The sequence below is a fragment of the Pseudomonas fluorescens genome, assembly GCF_041354075.1.
GTDB classification, from domain to species: domain Bacteria; phylum Pseudomonadota; class Gammaproteobacteria; order Pseudomonadales; family Pseudomonadaceae; genus Aquipseudomonas; species Aquipseudomonas fluorescens_CE.
The window spans coordinates 54,527-69,177 of record NZ_JARZGC010000026.1 but is presented as its reverse complement, the minus strand read 5'-3'; the positions used below and the strand labels follow the sequence as shown (position 1 = coordinate 69,177).

Sequence of the window (14,651 nt, the reverse complement as noted above, 5' to 3'; positions counted from 1 at the left end):
GCGGTGGGTCAGCTGACATAAAAGTCGCCTGACCCACTGCTTTCGCGAGCAAGCCCGCTCCCACATTTGGATTTGTGTGAATGATCGATCAGCGGACCACGCCTTCTTCTATCAGCAACTTGAGGATTGCTTCAGCCCCGGCCTGCGCCGTAACGCCCTTGAGCACTTGCCCGCCTCCGCCGCTGGCCTTGGCCGTGGCGGCTTTCATGCGGTCGGCGCCGCTCTTGGCCTTGATCACTTTCAAGCGTTTTGGCCGTGGCTTGGCCGGCTGCAGGGAGGCGACGGTCAGCAGTTCGTCGTCGATCACTTCGACGTCATTGGCCTGCAACACCCCTCGTCGGGCCGGGCCGTAGGCGCTTTGCCGGGGCTTGGGCGCGGCGTTATCGACAGTGGCCAGGAACGGCAGTCGCACCTTCAGGCGACGACGCTGCCCTCGGGGCAGCGCCTGGAGCACCAGGGCCGATCCACCTTCGATGGACTCCACCTGCGCCAGCCCGACCACCAGCGGCCAGCCGAGGCCTTCCGCCAGCAGGAACGGCAACATCCCGGAGCCCTCGCCGGTCTCCGACTGGCTGCCGGTCAGCACCACCTGAGCCCCGGCGTCGCGCAGGTAAGCGGTCAACGCCGGCAAGGCGTCGGCTCCCGACGGTTGTTCCAGCACATGCAGCTGTTCCAGGCCCATGCCCAGATAGGCGCGCAACGCCGGCTCCGCAATGTCCCCGGCGTGCAGCACCTGCAAGTTATCCCCGGCCAGTTGCAGACCCAGCTCCACCGCTCGCGCATCCTGCTCCGCGCGGCGTGGGCGGCCCGAAGTCGGGTGGGCGCCGATGGACACCAGGCTGACGATTTTCGTGCTCATAACCCTTTCCTTTCCTTAAGCCGCATCGCGCTTGGCGTCGTTACGATAGGCCGCTATCGCATCGATCAAGGCTTGAAGCAGTTCGGCGCTCTCGCCGATTACCGACAAGTCGGCCCGCTTGATCATGTCGCACCCCGGGTCGAGGTTGATCGCCACCACCTTGTCGCAGGCACCAATGCCTTGCAGGTGCTGGATCGCCCCGGAAATCCCCACCGCCACGTAGACCCGTGCCGTGACCCAGGTACCGGACGCACCAACCTGACGGTCGCGCGCCATGAAGCCATCGTCCACCGCAACCCGTGAGGCGCCTTCGGTGGCGCCGAGGGCCGCGGCCGTCCTGTGGAAAAGCTCCCAATCCTTGACCCCGTTACCGCCGGAGAAAATGAACTCGGCTTCGGCCATCGGAATCGCCGCCGGGTCCACCGCCACCGCGCCCAGGTCTTCGATACGCGACAAGCTGCGTGCCACCGCTGTGGATAACTCCACCGGCAAGGCCTCATGGCGAGTCTCGCTGACCGGTTCTGCACACTCGACCGCGCCCAGGATCAACCGGGCCAGCGGTCGTGCGAGGTCTTGCAATCCAGCGCCAGCACGACCGATGCACTGCTCGTCCTTGACCTGCCAGACCCGCGTGGCCGGGCGCTCGCCCAGGGCGGCAGCGAAGCGTCGACCAAGTTCGCCGCCGCCCGTGCGACTGTCCGGCAGCAGCCAGTGCCGTGGGCTGAACTGGTTATCCACAGCCCGCAGGCCCTGGACCCGTTGCTCCGGTGCATAACCGTTGAATTCTTCGCCTTCGAGCACCAGCAGGCGATCGACGCCCGCCGTGGCGAAGGTGTTTTCCTTGTGTTCGCCGAAAACCACGGCCAACACCGCACCGTCCTTGCCGGCGAGCTGATGGGCAAGGCCCAGCAGGTCGCGGTCGTGGCTGCTCAGGCGACCACCGACCATGTCCGGCACCACGCTGATGTAGAACGCCGGCGCTGCCACCTGATGCAGCGGCAGTTGCACTTCAACGGTTGCCGAACGCTTGGTCGCGCCGCCCTGCTGGGCGCCGCTGCGGTCGATGCGCTTGATGCCGTTGGGCCCGATGAAACCGATGCCGTGCAGGTTCTTGCGGATGACGCCGTTGGGGCCCATCCAGCTGTGTTGCGCCGGTTGCATGGCCGCATGCAACGGGTGCAGACGGTTACGGGCAATCCATTCGGCGCGGGGGTCGCGGCGGATAATGTCGCTCATCAGTGCACCTCCGCAGGTTCGCGTTTGGCCGGTGTGGCGGATTTCGGGGCGTCTTCTTCAAGCAGCGCATCGGCCACCAGTTCGGCGATGTCCTTGATCAGGGGCCGTGGTTCGACCACGCCTTCGAGCATGGCCGTGCATTGTGGACAACCCACGGCCACCAGTTCGGCGCCGGTTTCGCGGATGTCTTCCATGCGCATGTCGGGAATCCGCTGCTTGCCCGGAATGTCGGTGATCGGCGCACCGCCACCACCGCCGCAGCAGCGTGAACGGAAGCCGGAACGTTGCATCTCTTTCACTTCGATCCCGAGGGCGCGCAACACTTCGCGCGGTGCCTCGTACTCGCCGTTGTAGCGGCCGAGGTAGCACGGGTCGTGATAGGTGACGCTGTCGCCCTTGTGCTGGCCGAGGTTCAGCGCGCCGGCCTTGATGATTTCCGCCATGTAGGTGCTGTGGTGCTGCACCAGGTAGTTGCCATCGAAGGCGCCATACTCGTTTTTCAGCACGTGGAAGCTGTGCGGGTCGCAAGTGACGATGCGGTTGAAGCTGTATTTGGCCAGGGTCTGGATGTTGCGCTTGGCCAGCAGCTGGAAAGTGGCTTCATCGCCCAGGCGGCGGGCCACGTCACCGCTGTCGCGTTCTTCCAGGCCGAGCACCGCGAAGTCGATCCTGGCCGCTTTCAGCACTTTGACGAAGGCGCGCAAGGTGCGCTGGTTGCGCATGTCGAAGGCGCCATCGCCGACCCAGAACAGCACGTCGGTGGATTTCTTCTCGCTCAGCAAGCTGAGGTTGAGGTCCGCCGCCCAGTTCATCCGCCCGCCCGGCGCAAACCCGCCCGGGTTGTCGGTGGCGATGAGGTTTTCCAGGACTTCGGCGCCCTTGTTCGGGGTCGCGCCCTTTTCCAGGGTCAGGTGGCGACGCATGTCGACGATGGCATCGACGTGCTCGATCATCATCGGGCACTCCTCGACGCAGGCCCGGCAGGTGGTGCACGACCACAGGGTTTCAGCGTCCACCAGGCCGTTGACGATCGGTTGATGGGGATTGCCCGCATGCTCACCGATGGGCTTGCCGGGATACGGGCTGCCGGCAAAACTGGCATCGGTGCCGCCGGCCAGGCCGACGACCATGTCCTGAATCAGTTTTTTCGGGTTCAGCGGCTGGCCGGCGGCGAACGCCGGGCACGCCGCTTCGCACTTGCCGCACTGCACGCAGGCGTCGAAGCCGAGCAGTTGGTTCCAGGTGAAATCCTTGGGCTTTTCCACGCCCAGCGGCGCGGCCGGGTCGTTGAGGTCCAGTGGCTTCAAGCCGGTGGAACGACCACCACCAAAGCGCTCGGCGCGACGGTGCCAGGCCAGGTGCAACGCACCGGCGAAGGCGTGCTTCATCGGCCCGCCCCAGGTCATGCCGAAGAACAGCTCCGACACGCCCCACAGCACGCCGATCCCGAGGATCACGGCAAGGATCCAGCCACCGAAGTTCTCCGGCAGAACCCCGGCGACCGGCAAGGTCAGCAGGAAGAACGACACCGAGAATGCCAGCAGGCTTTTCGGCAGGCGCATCCATGGGCCTTTCGACAGGCGCGAAGGCGGGTTGCGCCGACGCAGGTAAACGAAGATTGCACCAACGAACATCACCGCCGTCATCAACAGCAGCGCATAGCCGAGCACGCGGTTATGCAGGCCGAAGCCATGTACCAGAATCGCCAGCGCGATGGACGCCACCGCGCCACCGGCCGTGGCCACGTGGGTGTTGGCGATGTATTTGTCCCGCGCGACCACATGGTGCAGATCGACCATGTAGCGCTTGGGCATGGCGAACAGGCCGCCGATCAGGTCGACCTTCGAGGCTCGACCCCGGCGCCACATGGCCACCCGCCGCAACGCGCCGAGGACCGCCAGGCCCAGGGCTGCGAACAACAGGATTGGAAGAAGGGTGTTCAACATGGTGGAGCTCCCAAAGACTGCGGGGTGTAGCAGGTCGAGATGCCTTACTCGGGTTCCTGTGGGAGCGGGCTTGCTCGCGAATGCATTCTGTCAGTCACATTTTCATTGACTGATCCACCGCTTTCGCGAGCAAGCCCGCTGCCACCGGGTCATGTGCCGGCCTTTAGAAGTCTTTGCACAGCCGCAGCGCGTCATAGATCGCCGCGTGCACGTTCCGTTGCGCCACGCAGTCGCCGATGCGGAACAGCAGGTAACCGTCGCCACTCTGCTCAAGGCATGGCTGCGGCTTGATCGCGAACAGGGCTTCGACGTCGATCTGGCCCTTGTTGCGCGAACCTTCCTTCATCGCGTAGTAGATTTCTTCGTCCGGGCGCACGCCGTTCTCGATCACCACCTGGTCCACCACCCGCTCCTCCTTGGCGCCGGTGTATTCGTTTTCCAGGACCGCCACCAGCTTGTCGCCCTCGCGGTAGACCTTTTCCAGCATCATGTCGCCGGTCATGATCACTTCCTTGGGGTACATGCTGCGGTAGTAGGTCGGGAACGACGTACCGCCAATCGCCACGCCAGGCTTGATGTCGTCGGTGACGATCTCGACCTGACTGCCTTTGTCGGCCAGGAAGTCGGCGGTGGACATGCCGGTGAACTCGCAAATGGTGTCGTAGACCAGCACGTTCTTGCCCGGTGCAACCTTGCCGTCGAGCACATCCCAGCTGCTGACCACCAGGCCTTCGGCCGCGCCCCAGTGCTCGTTCTGCTCCAGATACGGATGGCCGCCGACCGCCAGCACCACCACGTCCGGACGCAGGTCCATGATGGTCGGCGCATCCGCCGCCGTGCCCAGACGCAGGTCGACTTTCAGCCGTGCCAGCTCCAGTTGATACCAACGGGTAATACCGGCGATCTGATCCCGCTGCGGCGCTTTCGCTGCCGTGGTGATCTGCCCGCCAATGAATTCCTTCTTCTCGAACAGGGTCACGTCGTGGCCACGCTCGGCTGCGACACGGGCGGCTTCCATCCCCGCAGGACCGGCGCCGACGACCACCACCTTGCGTTTCACACCGGTGGTTTTTTCGATGATGTGCGGCACGCCCATGTATTCACGGGAGGTCGCGGCGTTCTGGATGCACAACACATCCAGGCCCTGGTACTGACGGTCGATGCAGTAGTTGGCGCCCACGCACTGCTTGATCTGGTCGACCTGACCCATCTTGATCTTGGCGATCAGGTGCGGGTCGGCGATGTGCGCGCGGGTCATGCCGACCATGTCGACGTAACCGCCTTCCAGAATTCGCGTTGCCTGGTTCGGGTCCTTGATGTTCTGCGCGTGCAGCACCGGAACCTTGACCACTTCCTTGATGCCGGCCGCCAGGTGCAGGAACGGCTCCGGCGGATAACTCATGTTCGGGATCACGTTGGCCAGGGTGTTGTGGGTGTCGCAACCCGAACCGACGACACCGAGGAAATCGAGCATGCCGGTGTCGTCGTAATACTTGGCGATCTGTTTCATGTCCTCGTGGGACAGGCCATCAGGGTGGAATTCGTCACCGCAGATGCGCATGCCCACGCAGAAATCGTCACCGACCTCGGCGCGCACGGCCTTCAGGACCTCGAGGCCGAACTTCATGCGGCCTTCAAAGCTGCCGCCCCATTCGTCGGTACGCTTGTTGACCCGCGGGCTCCAGAACTGGTCGATCATGTGCTGGTGCACGGCCGACAGTTCGACGCCGTCCAGGCCACCGGCCTTGGCGCGACGGGCCGCCTGCGCGTAGTTGCCGATCACCCGCCAGATTTCTTCCGGCTCGATGGTCTTGCAGGTGGCGCGGTGCACCGGCTCACGGATGCCGGACGGCGACATCAGCGTTGGCCAGTTGAAGCCGTCCCAGCGCGAGCGACGGCCCATGTGGGTAATCTGGATCATGATCTTGGCGCCGTGCTTGTGCATCGCATCGGCCAGATTCTGGAAGTGCGGAATGATCCGGTCGGTGGACAGGTTCACCGAACTCCACCACTCCTGCGGGCTGTCGATGGCGACCACCGACGAACCACCGCAGATCGCCAGGCCGATCCCGCCCTTGGCTTTCTCTTCGTAATACTTGACGTACCGGTCGGTGGTCATGCCGCCGTCGGTCGCGTAGACCTCGGCGTGCGCGGTGCTGAGCACACGGTTGCGGATGGTCAGTTTGCCGATCTGGATCGGCTGAAACATTGCTTCGAAAGCCATGACGGGTTCCTCGACTTACAACGGCTTGACGGTGAACAAACCGTCGTCGTGGCCCTCTTCGGAGCCACCGTAGACTTGTTCGGCCACGGTGCGGATCTGGCTGCCGCGAGCGGCGAGGATCTGATCCATCGCACCGGCAAACCAACCGGTGAACATGTAGTCGACCTTGCGCCCGACCTTGCCGTAGACGTAGACGAACGCCGAGTGTTCGAGCTTGACGCTGGCGGTGCCTTTATCCAGGTCGATGTCCTGGATCTTGAACAGGCCCCAGCCGCGTTGCGACAGGCGCTTCATGTAGTGTTCGAACACCGCGACGCCTTCCAGGCCGTGGCATTCAGCTTCCTTTTCGCACCAGTGCCAGGCGGACTTGTAGCCGGCCTTGTAGAGAATGTCGGCGTAGGCGTCGGCGCCCAGCACTTCCTCGATGCCCATGTGGTTGTTGACGAAGAAATGACGCGGCACGTACAGCATCGGCAGGGCGTCGGAGGTCCAGACACCGGTCTCGCTGTCGACTTCGATAGGCAATTGCGGGGCGATCTTGGCCATGGAAACTTAACTCCAGAAAAATTCGTGGTGTTACCCCCGGCGCGAATGGCCGGGGAAAGGATTCAGAGGTGCGGCGGCTTATTCGCCCCAGACATCTTTCAAAACATTCACCCAGTTCTCGCCCATGATCTTGCGCACGACGCGTTCGGAATGACCGCGCTTGAGCAGGGTTTCGGTCAGGTTCGGGAACTCGCCGACGGTGCGAATGCCCAGCGGGTTGATGATCTTGCCGAAACTGGTCAGGCGACGGGCGTAGCCCTTGTCATGGGTCAGGTATTCGAAGAAGTCCTGGCCATGGCCCTGGGTGAAGTCGGTGCCGATGCCGATGGCGTCTTCACCGACGATGTTCATGGTGTATTCGATCGCTTCGGCGTAGTCGTCGATGGTCGAATCGATACCCTTGGCCAGGAACGGCGCGAACATGGTCACACCGACAAAACCGCCGTGGTCGGCGATGAACTTCAGCTCTTCGTCGGATTTGTTGCGCGGGTGAATCTTCAGGCCGGAGGGCAGGCAGTGGGAGTAGCACACCGGTTTCTTCGACTCGAGGATGACCTCTTCCGAGGTTTTCGAGCCGACGTGGGACAGGTCGCACATGACGCCGACGCGGTTCATTTCCGCGACGATTTCACGCCCGAAGCCCGACAGGCCGCCATCGCGCTCGTAGCAACCGGTGCCCACCAGGTTCTGGGTGTTGTAGCACATCTGCACGATACCGACGCCCAGTTGCTTGAACACCTCGACATAGCCGATCTGGTCTTCGAACGCGTGGGCGTTCTGGAAGCCGAACAGGATGCCGGTCTTGCCCTGCTCCTTGGCCTTGCGGATGTCGGCGGTGGTGCGCACCGGAATCACCAGGTCGCTGTTCTCGCGGATCAGTTTCTGGCTGGCGGCAATGTTGTTGACGGTGGCCTGGAAACCTTCCCACACCGACACGGTGCAGTTGGCTGCGGTCAGACCGCCCTTGCGCATGTCTTCGAACAGCTCACGGTTCCATTTGGCAATAATCAGCCCGTCGATAACGATGCTGTCGGCGTGTAGTTCGGCTGGGCTCATCAGGCTGTCCCCTATGGGTGATTCATGCGCCGAATCGTGTGCCGGCGCTTTGGGGCCAGCATATGCCTCGGTGCATGGGCAGCCGGGTGCAAAAACGACAGGGGAATTGCCGAAAGCGTCAATCCGCGACAAAGGGTCGTCGACCCATACTGTTTGCGACCTGTTCAAGCCCGCCCGCATGGGCCAGAATTCGCCGCATCAACGAATGCTTACAGCACACGAGCGGCCACTGAATGAAATCCATCCTCCTGACTCTGGCACTGATCGCGACAGGCGCTCACGCCGCGCAAGAATCCGACGACAACCCCTGCGACAAAGTCGAAAACGACATCCAGACCCTCGAATGTTCGGCCTTCAGCAAAACCAGCGCCGAAGACCTGTTGAGCGACAACTACAAGAGCCTCAACGAACGCATGCAGGCGCTGTACGGCAAGAACCCGACGCAACTGGCCGACATCACCGCCAAAATCAGAACCGCCCAGCAACAATGGCTGAAAACCCGCGATGCCGACTGCGCCATCGAAGTCTTCCCGGCGACCAGCGGCAGCAAGGCCTTCAACATTGCGCTAAATGATTGCGTGGCACGGATGAGTGATGAGCGGTCGGAGTTTTTGGAGTCGATTGGTCAGGAGTGAATTGCACCATCCATAGAAAGCTGGCACCGCCGCGAGCTTTCGCCTCGCAGCATCCCAGTTTCCTACATACCCCGCGGATTAGACCTGCAGCGCTCGAAATATCACATGTCAGACCCTGCATAAGGGGCAACACTCCGACACGCTTCGCTTGTTGGCCTGCCAAGAAATATAAGTAAAGATTGGAAATCTTATAAAAGACTTATATTCTCTCATGAACAGTATTCACTGGACTCGAAAGGCCGTTAAGCAGCTTCTGAAATTGCACTCCACTCATCAGATCCAGGTTCGTGATGCCGTAACCGCGCTTACCGCCATGCCTGAGGCAGGCAACGTCAAAGCGCTGACTGGTCATCAGCATTCCTATCGGCTGCGAGTGGGTCACTACAGAGTCATGTTCGACTGGGACGGAGCAATCAAAGTGGTCAGTATTCAAGAGGTGAAGAAACGCGATGAACGCACCTACTGACGTTCAAATTATCAACGACGCAGACGGAAACCCTGCCTTCGTGGTCATCCCTTACGCGCAGTACGTGGCACAGAAGGTTGAACCCGATCTGATTCCTCATGAAGTCGTGAGCCGTATCGTCGATGGCGCAACACCCATTCGTGCCTGGCGCGAACATCTGAAACTTACTCAGGATGAAGTGGCCAAACGCATGGGCATCTCGCAACCCGCTTTTGCCCAGCAGGAGACCGTCGCCAAACCGCGCAAGGCGACCCGCGAAAAAATTGCAGCCGCATTTGGCATCAAGGGCGATCAGCTCGAGCTGTAAGCTGCGCATCATCAGCCACTCAAGGGATTCACCATGAAAGTCTGCGGCATCGAAATCAAAGGCAGCGAGGCGATCATCGCCGTGGCGGCGCTCGACGGCCAGTCGCTGGAACACGTCCCGCTGGCAACCAAGAAAATCGCCCTGGAGGATGACGACGAGGCCGCGAACGTCAAGGTGTTTGCTGCCCAGGTCGCCTCTTTCGTTCGCGAGAACGCCGTCGACCGGATCGCCATCAAGAAGCGCAGCAAGAAAGGCGAGTTCGCCGGTGGGCCGACCACCTTCAAGATCGAAGGGATTTTCCAGCTGCTGGAGAGTTGCGAGGTGACGCTGCTGTCGCCGCAGACGATCAATGCCCAGGCCAAGAAGCATGGTTTCGAGCTGCCGGCGACGCTGAACAAGTATCAGCATGAGGCTTACAAGGCAGCCTGCTCGGCATTATTGAAGAGGTAACCCAATCCTCCACACGATGAGGATCAAATGTGGGAGCGGACTTGCTTGCGAAAGCGGTGTGTCGGACAAGATCAATTTTGAATAAATGACCGCATTCGCGAACAAGCCCGCTCCCACAGTGGTTTTGTGTCTGGCTGAAGTCCTTTATCAAACCCGCTCCCGCCCATCCTCCAACCGACGGCGATCCTCCCTCGGGCACCGCTCGAACTTCGCCCGATAACTGCGGGTGAAATACGACGGCGATTCAAACCCGCAGGCAATGCTCACTTCCAGCACGCTCATGTCGGTCTGGCGCAATAACTGCCGGGCCTTTTCCAGCCGTAACCGCAGGTAGAAGTTGCTGGGGGTGTCGTTCAGGTGCAGGCGAAACAGGCGTTCGAGCTGCCGGCGCGTGACCTTGATCGATTCCGCCAGCTCCAGGGTGGTCAACGGCGGTTCGCTGTGCTGCTCCATCTCGCCGATCACCTGCACCAGTTTCTTGTTGCGAATGCCGTAGCGGGTGGCTACTTCCATGCGCTGGTGGTCCTTGCGCGGACGGATGCGGCCCAGCACGAATTGCTCACTGACCTGGATCGCCAGCTCCGGGCCGTGGGCCTGGGCGATCAGGTCGAGCATCAGGTCGATGGAAGCGGTGCCCCCGGCCGAGGTGATGCGCCGACGGTCGATTTCGAACAGCTCCTGGGTGACGCTGAGCTGCGGAAAAGACTCCTTGAACGCATCGATGGCTTCCCAGTGCAGGGTCAGGCGATGACCGTCGAGCAGACCGGCTTCGGCGAGGACGAAGCTGCCGGTGTCGATCGCGCCGAGGGTCACGCCCTCCTTGTCCAGCCGGCGCAGCCAGTGCTCCAGCGCCGGGGTGGCGAACTTCAGCGGCTCGAACCCGGCGACGACCAACAGCGTCGCGCCTTTCTTCAGCGGCTCCAGCGCGGCATCGGCGTTGACCGACATGCCATTGCTGGCCAGCACCGCCCCGCCATCGGCACTCAAGACATGCCAGCGATACAGCTCGCCGCGAAAGCGATTGGCGACCCGCAACGGCTCGATGGCCGAGATGAACCCGATGGCCGAGAAACCCGGCATCAACAAGAAGTAGAAATCCTGGGACATGGCGCGCACTCAGGTAGCGTGTGAACGTTGATACGCCACTTGTCCGAGGCATTCAAGAGCACAGGTCGCTGCAGTGCAAGAGCGAGTCGCCGCAGTGCGCTTTTACCGGGGCAAGGCTGCGTAACTTTGGCATTACCGGCGCACAGACACCGGAATCCACAATAACGAACTGCCGAGGAAACCTGAGATGAAACGACTGATCAGCAGCTGTGTTCTTGCACTCAGCGGTACCGCTTTGCTGAACGCCAGTGTCATGGCGGCCGAACCCGCGTCGTGCCAGAACGTGCGCATGGGCGTCGTGAACTGGACTGACGTGATCGCCACCAGTGCCATGACCCAGGTGCTGCTCGACGGCCTCGGCTACAAAACCAAACAGACCAGCGCCTCCCAGCAAATCATTTTCGCCGGCATCCGTGACCAACGCCTGGACCTGTTCCTGGGCTACTGGAACCCGCTGATGACCCAGACCATCACGCCCTTCGTCGACGCCAACCAGGTCAAGGTACTCGATGCGCCGAGCCTGAAAGACGCACGCGCCACGCTCGCGGTGCCGACCTATCTGGCCGACAAGGGTCTGAAAACCTTCGCCGACATCGCCAAGTTCGAGAAGGAACTGGGCGGCAAGATCTACGGCATCGAGCCAGGCTCGGGGGCCAACACCCAGATCAAGGCGATGATCGCCAAGAACCAGTTTGGCCTCGGCAAGTTCCAGTTGGTGGAGTCCAGCGAGGCCGGCATGCTCGCCGCCGTGGATCGTGCCGTGCGCCGCAAGGAAGCCGTGGTGTTCTTCGGCTGGGCGCCGCACCCGATGAACGTCAACGTGCAGATGACCTACCTGACCGGCAGCGACGACGCCCTGGGCCCGAACGAAGGCATGGCCACCGTGTGGACCGTCACCGCCCCGACCTACGCCGAACAATGCCCGAACATCGGGCGCCTGCTGACCAACCTGACGTTCACCGCCGAGGACGAGAGCCGGATGATGCAGCCGCTGCTGGATCACAAGGACGCGTTCGAATCGGCCCGCCAATGGCTCAAGGATCACCCGCAGGACAAGGCGCGCTGGCTTGAAGGCGTCACCACGTTCGACGGCAAGCCGGCGGCTGAAAACCTGAAACTCACCGCTAACTGATCACCCGACCCAACCACCGATTCGCAGCCCGACCGGGCTGCGAACGGCACCACCACGCCTGTAAGGAACCGCCCAATGAACCACGACGTCATCATCACCTGCGCACTCACCGGTGCTGGCGACACGACCGCCAAGAGCCCCCACGTGCCGGTCACCCCCAAACAGATCGCCGCCGCCGCCGTGGAAGCGGCCAAGGCTGGCGCCACCGTGGTTCATTGCCACGTCCGCAACCCCGAAACCGGCAAGTTCAGCCGTGACGTGGCGCTGTACCGTGAGGTCATGGAGCGCATCCGCGAAGCGGACATCGACATCATCGTCAACCTCACCGCCGGCATGGGCGGCGACCTGGAGATCGGTGCGGGTGAAAACCCCATGGAGTTCGGCCCGAACACCGACCTGGTCGGCCCGTTGACCCGCCTGGCCCATGTCGAGGAGCTGCTGCCGGAAATCTGCACCCTCGACTGCGGCACCCTGAACTTCGGCGATGGCGACACCATTTACGTCTCGACCCCGGCGCAGTTGCGTGCCGGCGCCAAACGCATTCAAGAGCTGGGCGTGAAGGCCGAGCTGGAAATTTTCGACACCGGTCATCTGTGGTTCGCCAAGCAGATGATCAAGGAAGGCCTGCTCGACGACCCGCTGTTTCAGCTCTGCCTGGGCATCCCATGGGGCGCCCCGGCGGACACCACCACCATGAAAGCCATGGTCGACAACCTCCCGGCTGACGCGGTCTGGGCCGGATTCGGCATCGGGCGCATGCAGATGCCGATGGCGGCGCAAGCGGTGCTGCTGGGCGGCAACGTACGGGTCGGGCTGGAGGACAACATCTGGCTGGACAAGGGCGTCCTGGCGACCAACGGCCAACTGGTCGAGCGCGCCAGCGAAATCCTCAGCCGCATGGGCGCCCGCGTCCTGACCCCGGCCGAAGGCCGCAAGAAAATGGGCCTGACCCAGCGCGGCTGACCCCAGCAAACACTTCACCAGTGGGAGCGGGCTTGCTCGCGAATACGGTGGTTCTGCCGCAGGAAATTCGGCGGATGTACCGTCCTCATCGCGGGCAAGCCCGCTCCCACAGGGTTCCACGAACTCTTCAGGATGCGAACATGACCTTCATCACCCACATCAAAACCTTCGCCGCTCTGGGCAGCGGTGTCATCGGCAGCGGCTGGGTTTCCCGCGCCCTCGCCCATGGCCTCGACGTGGTGGCCTGGGACCCGGCCCCCGGCGCCGAAGCGGCCCTGCGCAAGCGCGTCGCCAATGCCTGGGGCGCACTGGAGAAACAGGGCCTGGCCCCTGGTGCCTCGCAGGATCGCCTGCGTTTTGTCGCCACCATCGAAGAGTGCGTGCGCGATGCCGACTTCATCCAGGAAAGCGCTCCGGAACGCCTGGAACTGAAACTGGAACTGCACAGCAAGATCAGTGCGGCAGCCAAGCCCGATGCCCTGATCGGCTCCAGCACCTCGGGGCTGCTGCCGAGCGAGTTCTACGAGAGTTCGACCCATCCGGAACGTTGCGTGGTCGGCCACCCGTTCAACCCGGTGTACCTGCTGCCACTGGTGGAAGTGGTGGGCGGCAAGAACACCGCCCCTGAAGCCGTGCAGGCAGCGATGAGCGTTTACGAATCCCTGGGCATGCGCCCACTGCACGTACGCAAGGAAGTGCCGGGCTTCATCGCCGACCGCCTGCTCGAAGCGCTGTGGCGCGAGGCGCTGCACCTGGTCAACGACGGCGTGGCGACCACCGGTGAAATCGATGACGCGATCCGCTTTGGCGCCGGCCTGCGCTGGTCGTTCATGGGCACCTTCCTCACCTACACCCTGGCCGGTGGCGATGCCGGCATGCGTCACTTCATGGCGCAATTCGGTCCGGCGCTGCAATTGCCCTGGACCTACCTGCCGGCGCCGGAGCTGACGGACAAATTGATCGACGATGTGGTGGAAGGCACTGGCGAACAACTGGGCACGCACAGCATTTCGGCGCTGGAACGCTACCGTGATGATTGCCTGCTGGCGGTGCTCGAGGCGGTGAAAACCACCAAGGAGAAGCACGGGATGGCGTTCAGCGAATAACGTGTCAACAGGGCTGGCCCCATCGCGGGCAAGCCCGCTCCCACAGGTCTTGTGTACACCGCGCTACCTGTGGGAGCGGGCTTGCCCGCGAAGAGGGCTGATCAGTCACCTCACATTCCGGATCAAACCCGCATGCCCACCCTTACCACCTACCAGACCCGCATCATCCCCGACTGGGTCGACTACAACGGCCACCTGCGCGACGCGTTCTACCTGCTGATCTTCAGCTACGCCACCGACGCCCTGATGGATCGCCTGGGCATGGACAGCCACAACCGCGAAGCCAGCGGCCACTCGCTGTTCACCCTGGAGCTGCACCTCAATTACCTGCACGAAGTGAAGCTCGACGCCGAGGTCGAAGTGCGCACGCAGATCATCGGCCACGACAGCAAACGCCTGCACCTCTATCACAGCCTGCACCTGGCCGGTGACGATCAGGAACTGGCAGGCAATGAACAGATGTTGCTGCACGTCGACCTCGCCGGCCCGCGATCCGCGCCGTTCAGCGAGACGACGCTGGCCAGCTTGCAGGCCATCGTCGCCGACCAGACCGACCTGCCGCCCCCCGACTACATCGGCCGGGTGATCGCTCTACCGACAAAAAAATAATCAAGGAGC

The 14,651-nt window shown here is 62.5% G+C and carries 15 protein-coding genes; 8 read left to right on the top strand and 7 right to left on the bottom strand.

Annotation, left to right across the window (positions count from 1 at the left end; all coding sequences use genetic code 11):
• Nucleotides 1–88 precede the first annotated feature (88 nt).
• The 6 genes from etfB to QIW53_RS24315 form a co-directional block, all read right to left on the bottom strand.
• On the bottom strand, nucleotides 89–859 hold the full coding sequence (gene etfB / locus QIW53_RS24340; RefSeq protein ID WP_371052105.1) for an electron transfer flavoprotein subunit beta: 771 nt from the start codon (nucleotides 857–859) through the stop codon (nucleotides 89–91).
• A 15-nt stretch (nucleotides 860–874) separates the two neighbouring features.
• On the bottom strand, nucleotides 875–2,095 hold the full coding sequence (gene etfA, locus QIW53_RS24335; protein ID WP_371052104.1) for an electron transfer flavoprotein subunit alpha: 1,221 nt from the start codon (nucleotides 2,093–2,095) through the stop codon (nucleotides 875–877).
• Nucleotides 2,095–4,041, bottom strand: a complete 1,947-nt coding sequence (gene dgcB / locus QIW53_RS24330) for a dimethylglycine demethylation protein DgcB (RefSeq protein ID WP_371052103.1) — start codon at nucleotides 4,039–4,041, stop codon at nucleotides 2,095–2,097. The genes etfA and dgcB overlap by 1 nt, the downstream gene beginning before the upstream one ends.
• Before the next feature lie 163 nt (nucleotides 4,042–4,204).
• Nucleotides 4,205–6,265: a dimethylglycine demethylation protein DgcA gene (gene dgcA / locus QIW53_RS24325; RefSeq protein WP_371052102.1), complete on the bottom strand. Its 2,061-nt coding sequence runs from the start codon at nucleotides 6,263–6,265 to the stop codon at nucleotides 4,205–4,207.
• A 15-nt stretch (nucleotides 6,266–6,280) separates the two neighbouring features.
• Complete coding sequence (locus QIW53_RS24320; protein WP_371052101.1) at nucleotides 6,281–6,811, bottom strand: DUF5943 domain-containing protein; 531 nt, start codon at nucleotides 6,809–6,811, stop codon at nucleotides 6,281–6,283.
• Between the two features lie 78 nt (nucleotides 6,812–6,889).
• The gene (locus QIW53_RS24315) at nucleotides 6,890–7,867 is read right to left on the bottom strand and encodes a dipeptidase (RefSeq protein WP_008033250.1); all 978 of its coding nucleotides are present in this window, start codon (nucleotides 7,865–7,867) and stop codon (nucleotides 6,890–6,892) included.
• A gap of 233 nt (nucleotides 7,868–8,100) precedes the next feature.
• Between QIW53_RS24315 and QIW53_RS24310 the strand changes: the two genes are divergently transcribed.
• From QIW53_RS24310 to QIW53_RS24295, 4 genes are all read left to right on the top strand, one after another.
• On the top strand, nucleotides 8,101–8,502 hold the full coding sequence (locus QIW53_RS24310) for a lysozyme inhibitor LprI family protein (RefSeq protein WP_371052100.1): 402 nt from the start codon (nucleotides 8,101–8,103) through the stop codon (nucleotides 8,500–8,502).
• A gap of 211 nt (nucleotides 8,503–8,713) precedes the next feature.
• The gene (locus QIW53_RS24305; RefSeq protein ID WP_371052099.1) at nucleotides 8,714–8,968 is read left to right on the top strand and encodes a type II toxin-antitoxin system RelE family toxin; all 255 of its coding nucleotides are present in this window, start codon (nucleotides 8,714–8,716) and stop codon (nucleotides 8,966–8,968) included.
• Nucleotides 8,952–9,275, top strand: a complete 324-nt coding sequence (locus QIW53_RS24300) for a helix-turn-helix domain-containing protein (RefSeq protein WP_371052098.1) — start codon at nucleotides 8,952–8,954, stop codon at nucleotides 9,273–9,275. Before QIW53_RS24305 ends, QIW53_RS24300 begins: the two co-directional genes overlap by 17 nt.
• A 33-nt stretch (nucleotides 9,276–9,308) precedes the next feature.
• A complete protein-coding gene (locus QIW53_RS24295; protein ID WP_371052097.1) occupies nucleotides 9,309–9,725 on the top strand; it encodes a DUF3010 family protein in 417 nt (138 codons plus the stop codon).
• 147 nt (nucleotides 9,726–9,872) lie between these two features.
• Here the strand turns inward: QIW53_RS24295 and QIW53_RS24290 are convergent, their stop codons facing one another.
• The gene (locus tag QIW53_RS24290) at nucleotides 9,873–10,832 is read right to left on the bottom strand and encodes a GlxA family transcriptional regulator (RefSeq protein ID WP_371052096.1); all 960 of its coding nucleotides are present in this window, start codon (nucleotides 10,830–10,832) and stop codon (nucleotides 9,873–9,875) included.
• A 187-nt stretch (nucleotides 10,833–11,019) separates the two neighbouring features.
• Here QIW53_RS24290 and QIW53_RS24285 point away from each other — a divergent pair, with 187 nt between their 5' ends.
• From QIW53_RS24285 to QIW53_RS24270, 4 genes are all read left to right on the top strand, one after another.
• Nucleotides 11,020–11,964: a choline ABC transporter substrate-binding protein gene (locus tag QIW53_RS24285; RefSeq protein ID WP_371052095.1), complete on the top strand. Its 945-nt coding sequence runs from the start codon at nucleotides 11,020–11,022 to the stop codon at nucleotides 11,962–11,964.
• A gap of 75 nt (nucleotides 11,965–12,039) precedes the next feature.
• Nucleotides 12,040–12,927, top strand: coding sequence for a 3-keto-5-aminohexanoate cleavage protein (locus QIW53_RS24280; protein WP_192306676.1), 888 nt, complete (start codon nucleotides 12,040–12,042; stop codon nucleotides 12,925–12,927).
• A gap of 140 nt (nucleotides 12,928–13,067) precedes the next feature.
• Nucleotides 13,068–14,033, top strand: a complete 966-nt coding sequence (locus QIW53_RS24275) for an L-carnitine dehydrogenase (RefSeq protein ID WP_371052094.1) — start codon at nucleotides 13,068–13,070, stop codon at nucleotides 14,031–14,033.
• A gap of 132 nt (nucleotides 14,034–14,165) precedes the next feature.
• Complete coding sequence (locus QIW53_RS24270) at nucleotides 14,166–14,642, top strand: thioesterase family protein (RefSeq protein WP_371052093.1); 477 nt, start codon at nucleotides 14,166–14,168, stop codon at nucleotides 14,640–14,642.
• The last annotated feature ends 9 nt before the right edge of the window (nucleotides 14,643–14,651 follow it).

What these genes read in the sequence shown, in the direction of transcription:
- etfB (WP_371052105.1), bottom strand. Translation starts at nt 859, where the DNA reads ATGAGCACGAAAATCGTCAGCCTGGTGTCCATCGGCGCCCACCCGACT.
- etfA (WP_371052104.1), bottom strand. Translation starts at nt 2,095, where the DNA reads ATGAGCGACATTATCCGCCGCGACCCCCGCGCCGAATGGATTGCCCGT.
- dgcB (WP_371052103.1), bottom strand. Translation starts at nt 4,041, where the DNA reads ATGTTGAACACCCTTCTTCCAATCCTGTTGTTCGCAGCCCTGGGCCTG.
- dgcA (WP_371052102.1), bottom strand. Translation starts at nt 6,265, where the DNA reads ATGGCTTTCGAAGCAATGTTTCAGCCGATCCAGATCGGCAAACTGACC.
- QIW53_RS24320 (WP_371052101.1), bottom strand. Translation starts at nt 6,811, where the DNA reads ATGGCCAAGATCGCCCCGCAATTGCCTATCGAAGTCGACAGCGAGACC.
- QIW53_RS24315 (WP_008033250.1), bottom strand. Translation starts at nt 7,867, where the DNA reads ATGAGCCCAGCCGAACTACACGCCGACAGCATCGTTATCGACGGGCTG.
- QIW53_RS24310 (WP_371052100.1), top strand. Translation starts at nt 8,101, where the DNA reads ATGAAATCCATCCTCCTGACTCTGGCACTGATCGCGACAGGCGCTCAC.
- QIW53_RS24305 (WP_371052099.1), top strand. Translation starts at nt 8,714, where the DNA reads ATGAACAGTATTCACTGGACTCGAAAGGCCGTTAAGCAGCTTCTGAAA.
- QIW53_RS24300 (WP_371052098.1), top strand. Translation starts at nt 8,952, where the DNA reads ATGAACGCACCTACTGACGTTCAAATTATCAACGACGCAGACGGAAAC.
- QIW53_RS24295 (WP_371052097.1), top strand. Translation starts at nt 9,309, where the DNA reads ATGAAAGTCTGCGGCATCGAAATCAAAGGCAGCGAGGCGATCATCGCC.
- QIW53_RS24290 (WP_371052096.1), bottom strand. Translation starts at nt 10,832, where the DNA reads ATGTCCCAGGATTTCTACTTCTTGTTGATGCCGGGTTTCTCGGCCATC.
- QIW53_RS24285 (WP_371052095.1), top strand. Translation starts at nt 11,020, where the DNA reads ATGAAACGACTGATCAGCAGCTGTGTTCTTGCACTCAGCGGTACCGCT.
- QIW53_RS24280 (WP_192306676.1), top strand. Translation starts at nt 12,040, where the DNA reads ATGAACCACGACGTCATCATCACCTGCGCACTCACCGGTGCTGGCGAC.
- QIW53_RS24275 (WP_371052094.1), top strand. Translation starts at nt 13,068, where the DNA reads ATGACCTTCATCACCCACATCAAAACCTTCGCCGCTCTGGGCAGCGGT.
- QIW53_RS24270 (WP_371052093.1), top strand. Translation starts at nt 14,166, where the DNA reads ATGCCCACCCTTACCACCTACCAGACCCGCATCATCCCCGACTGGGTC.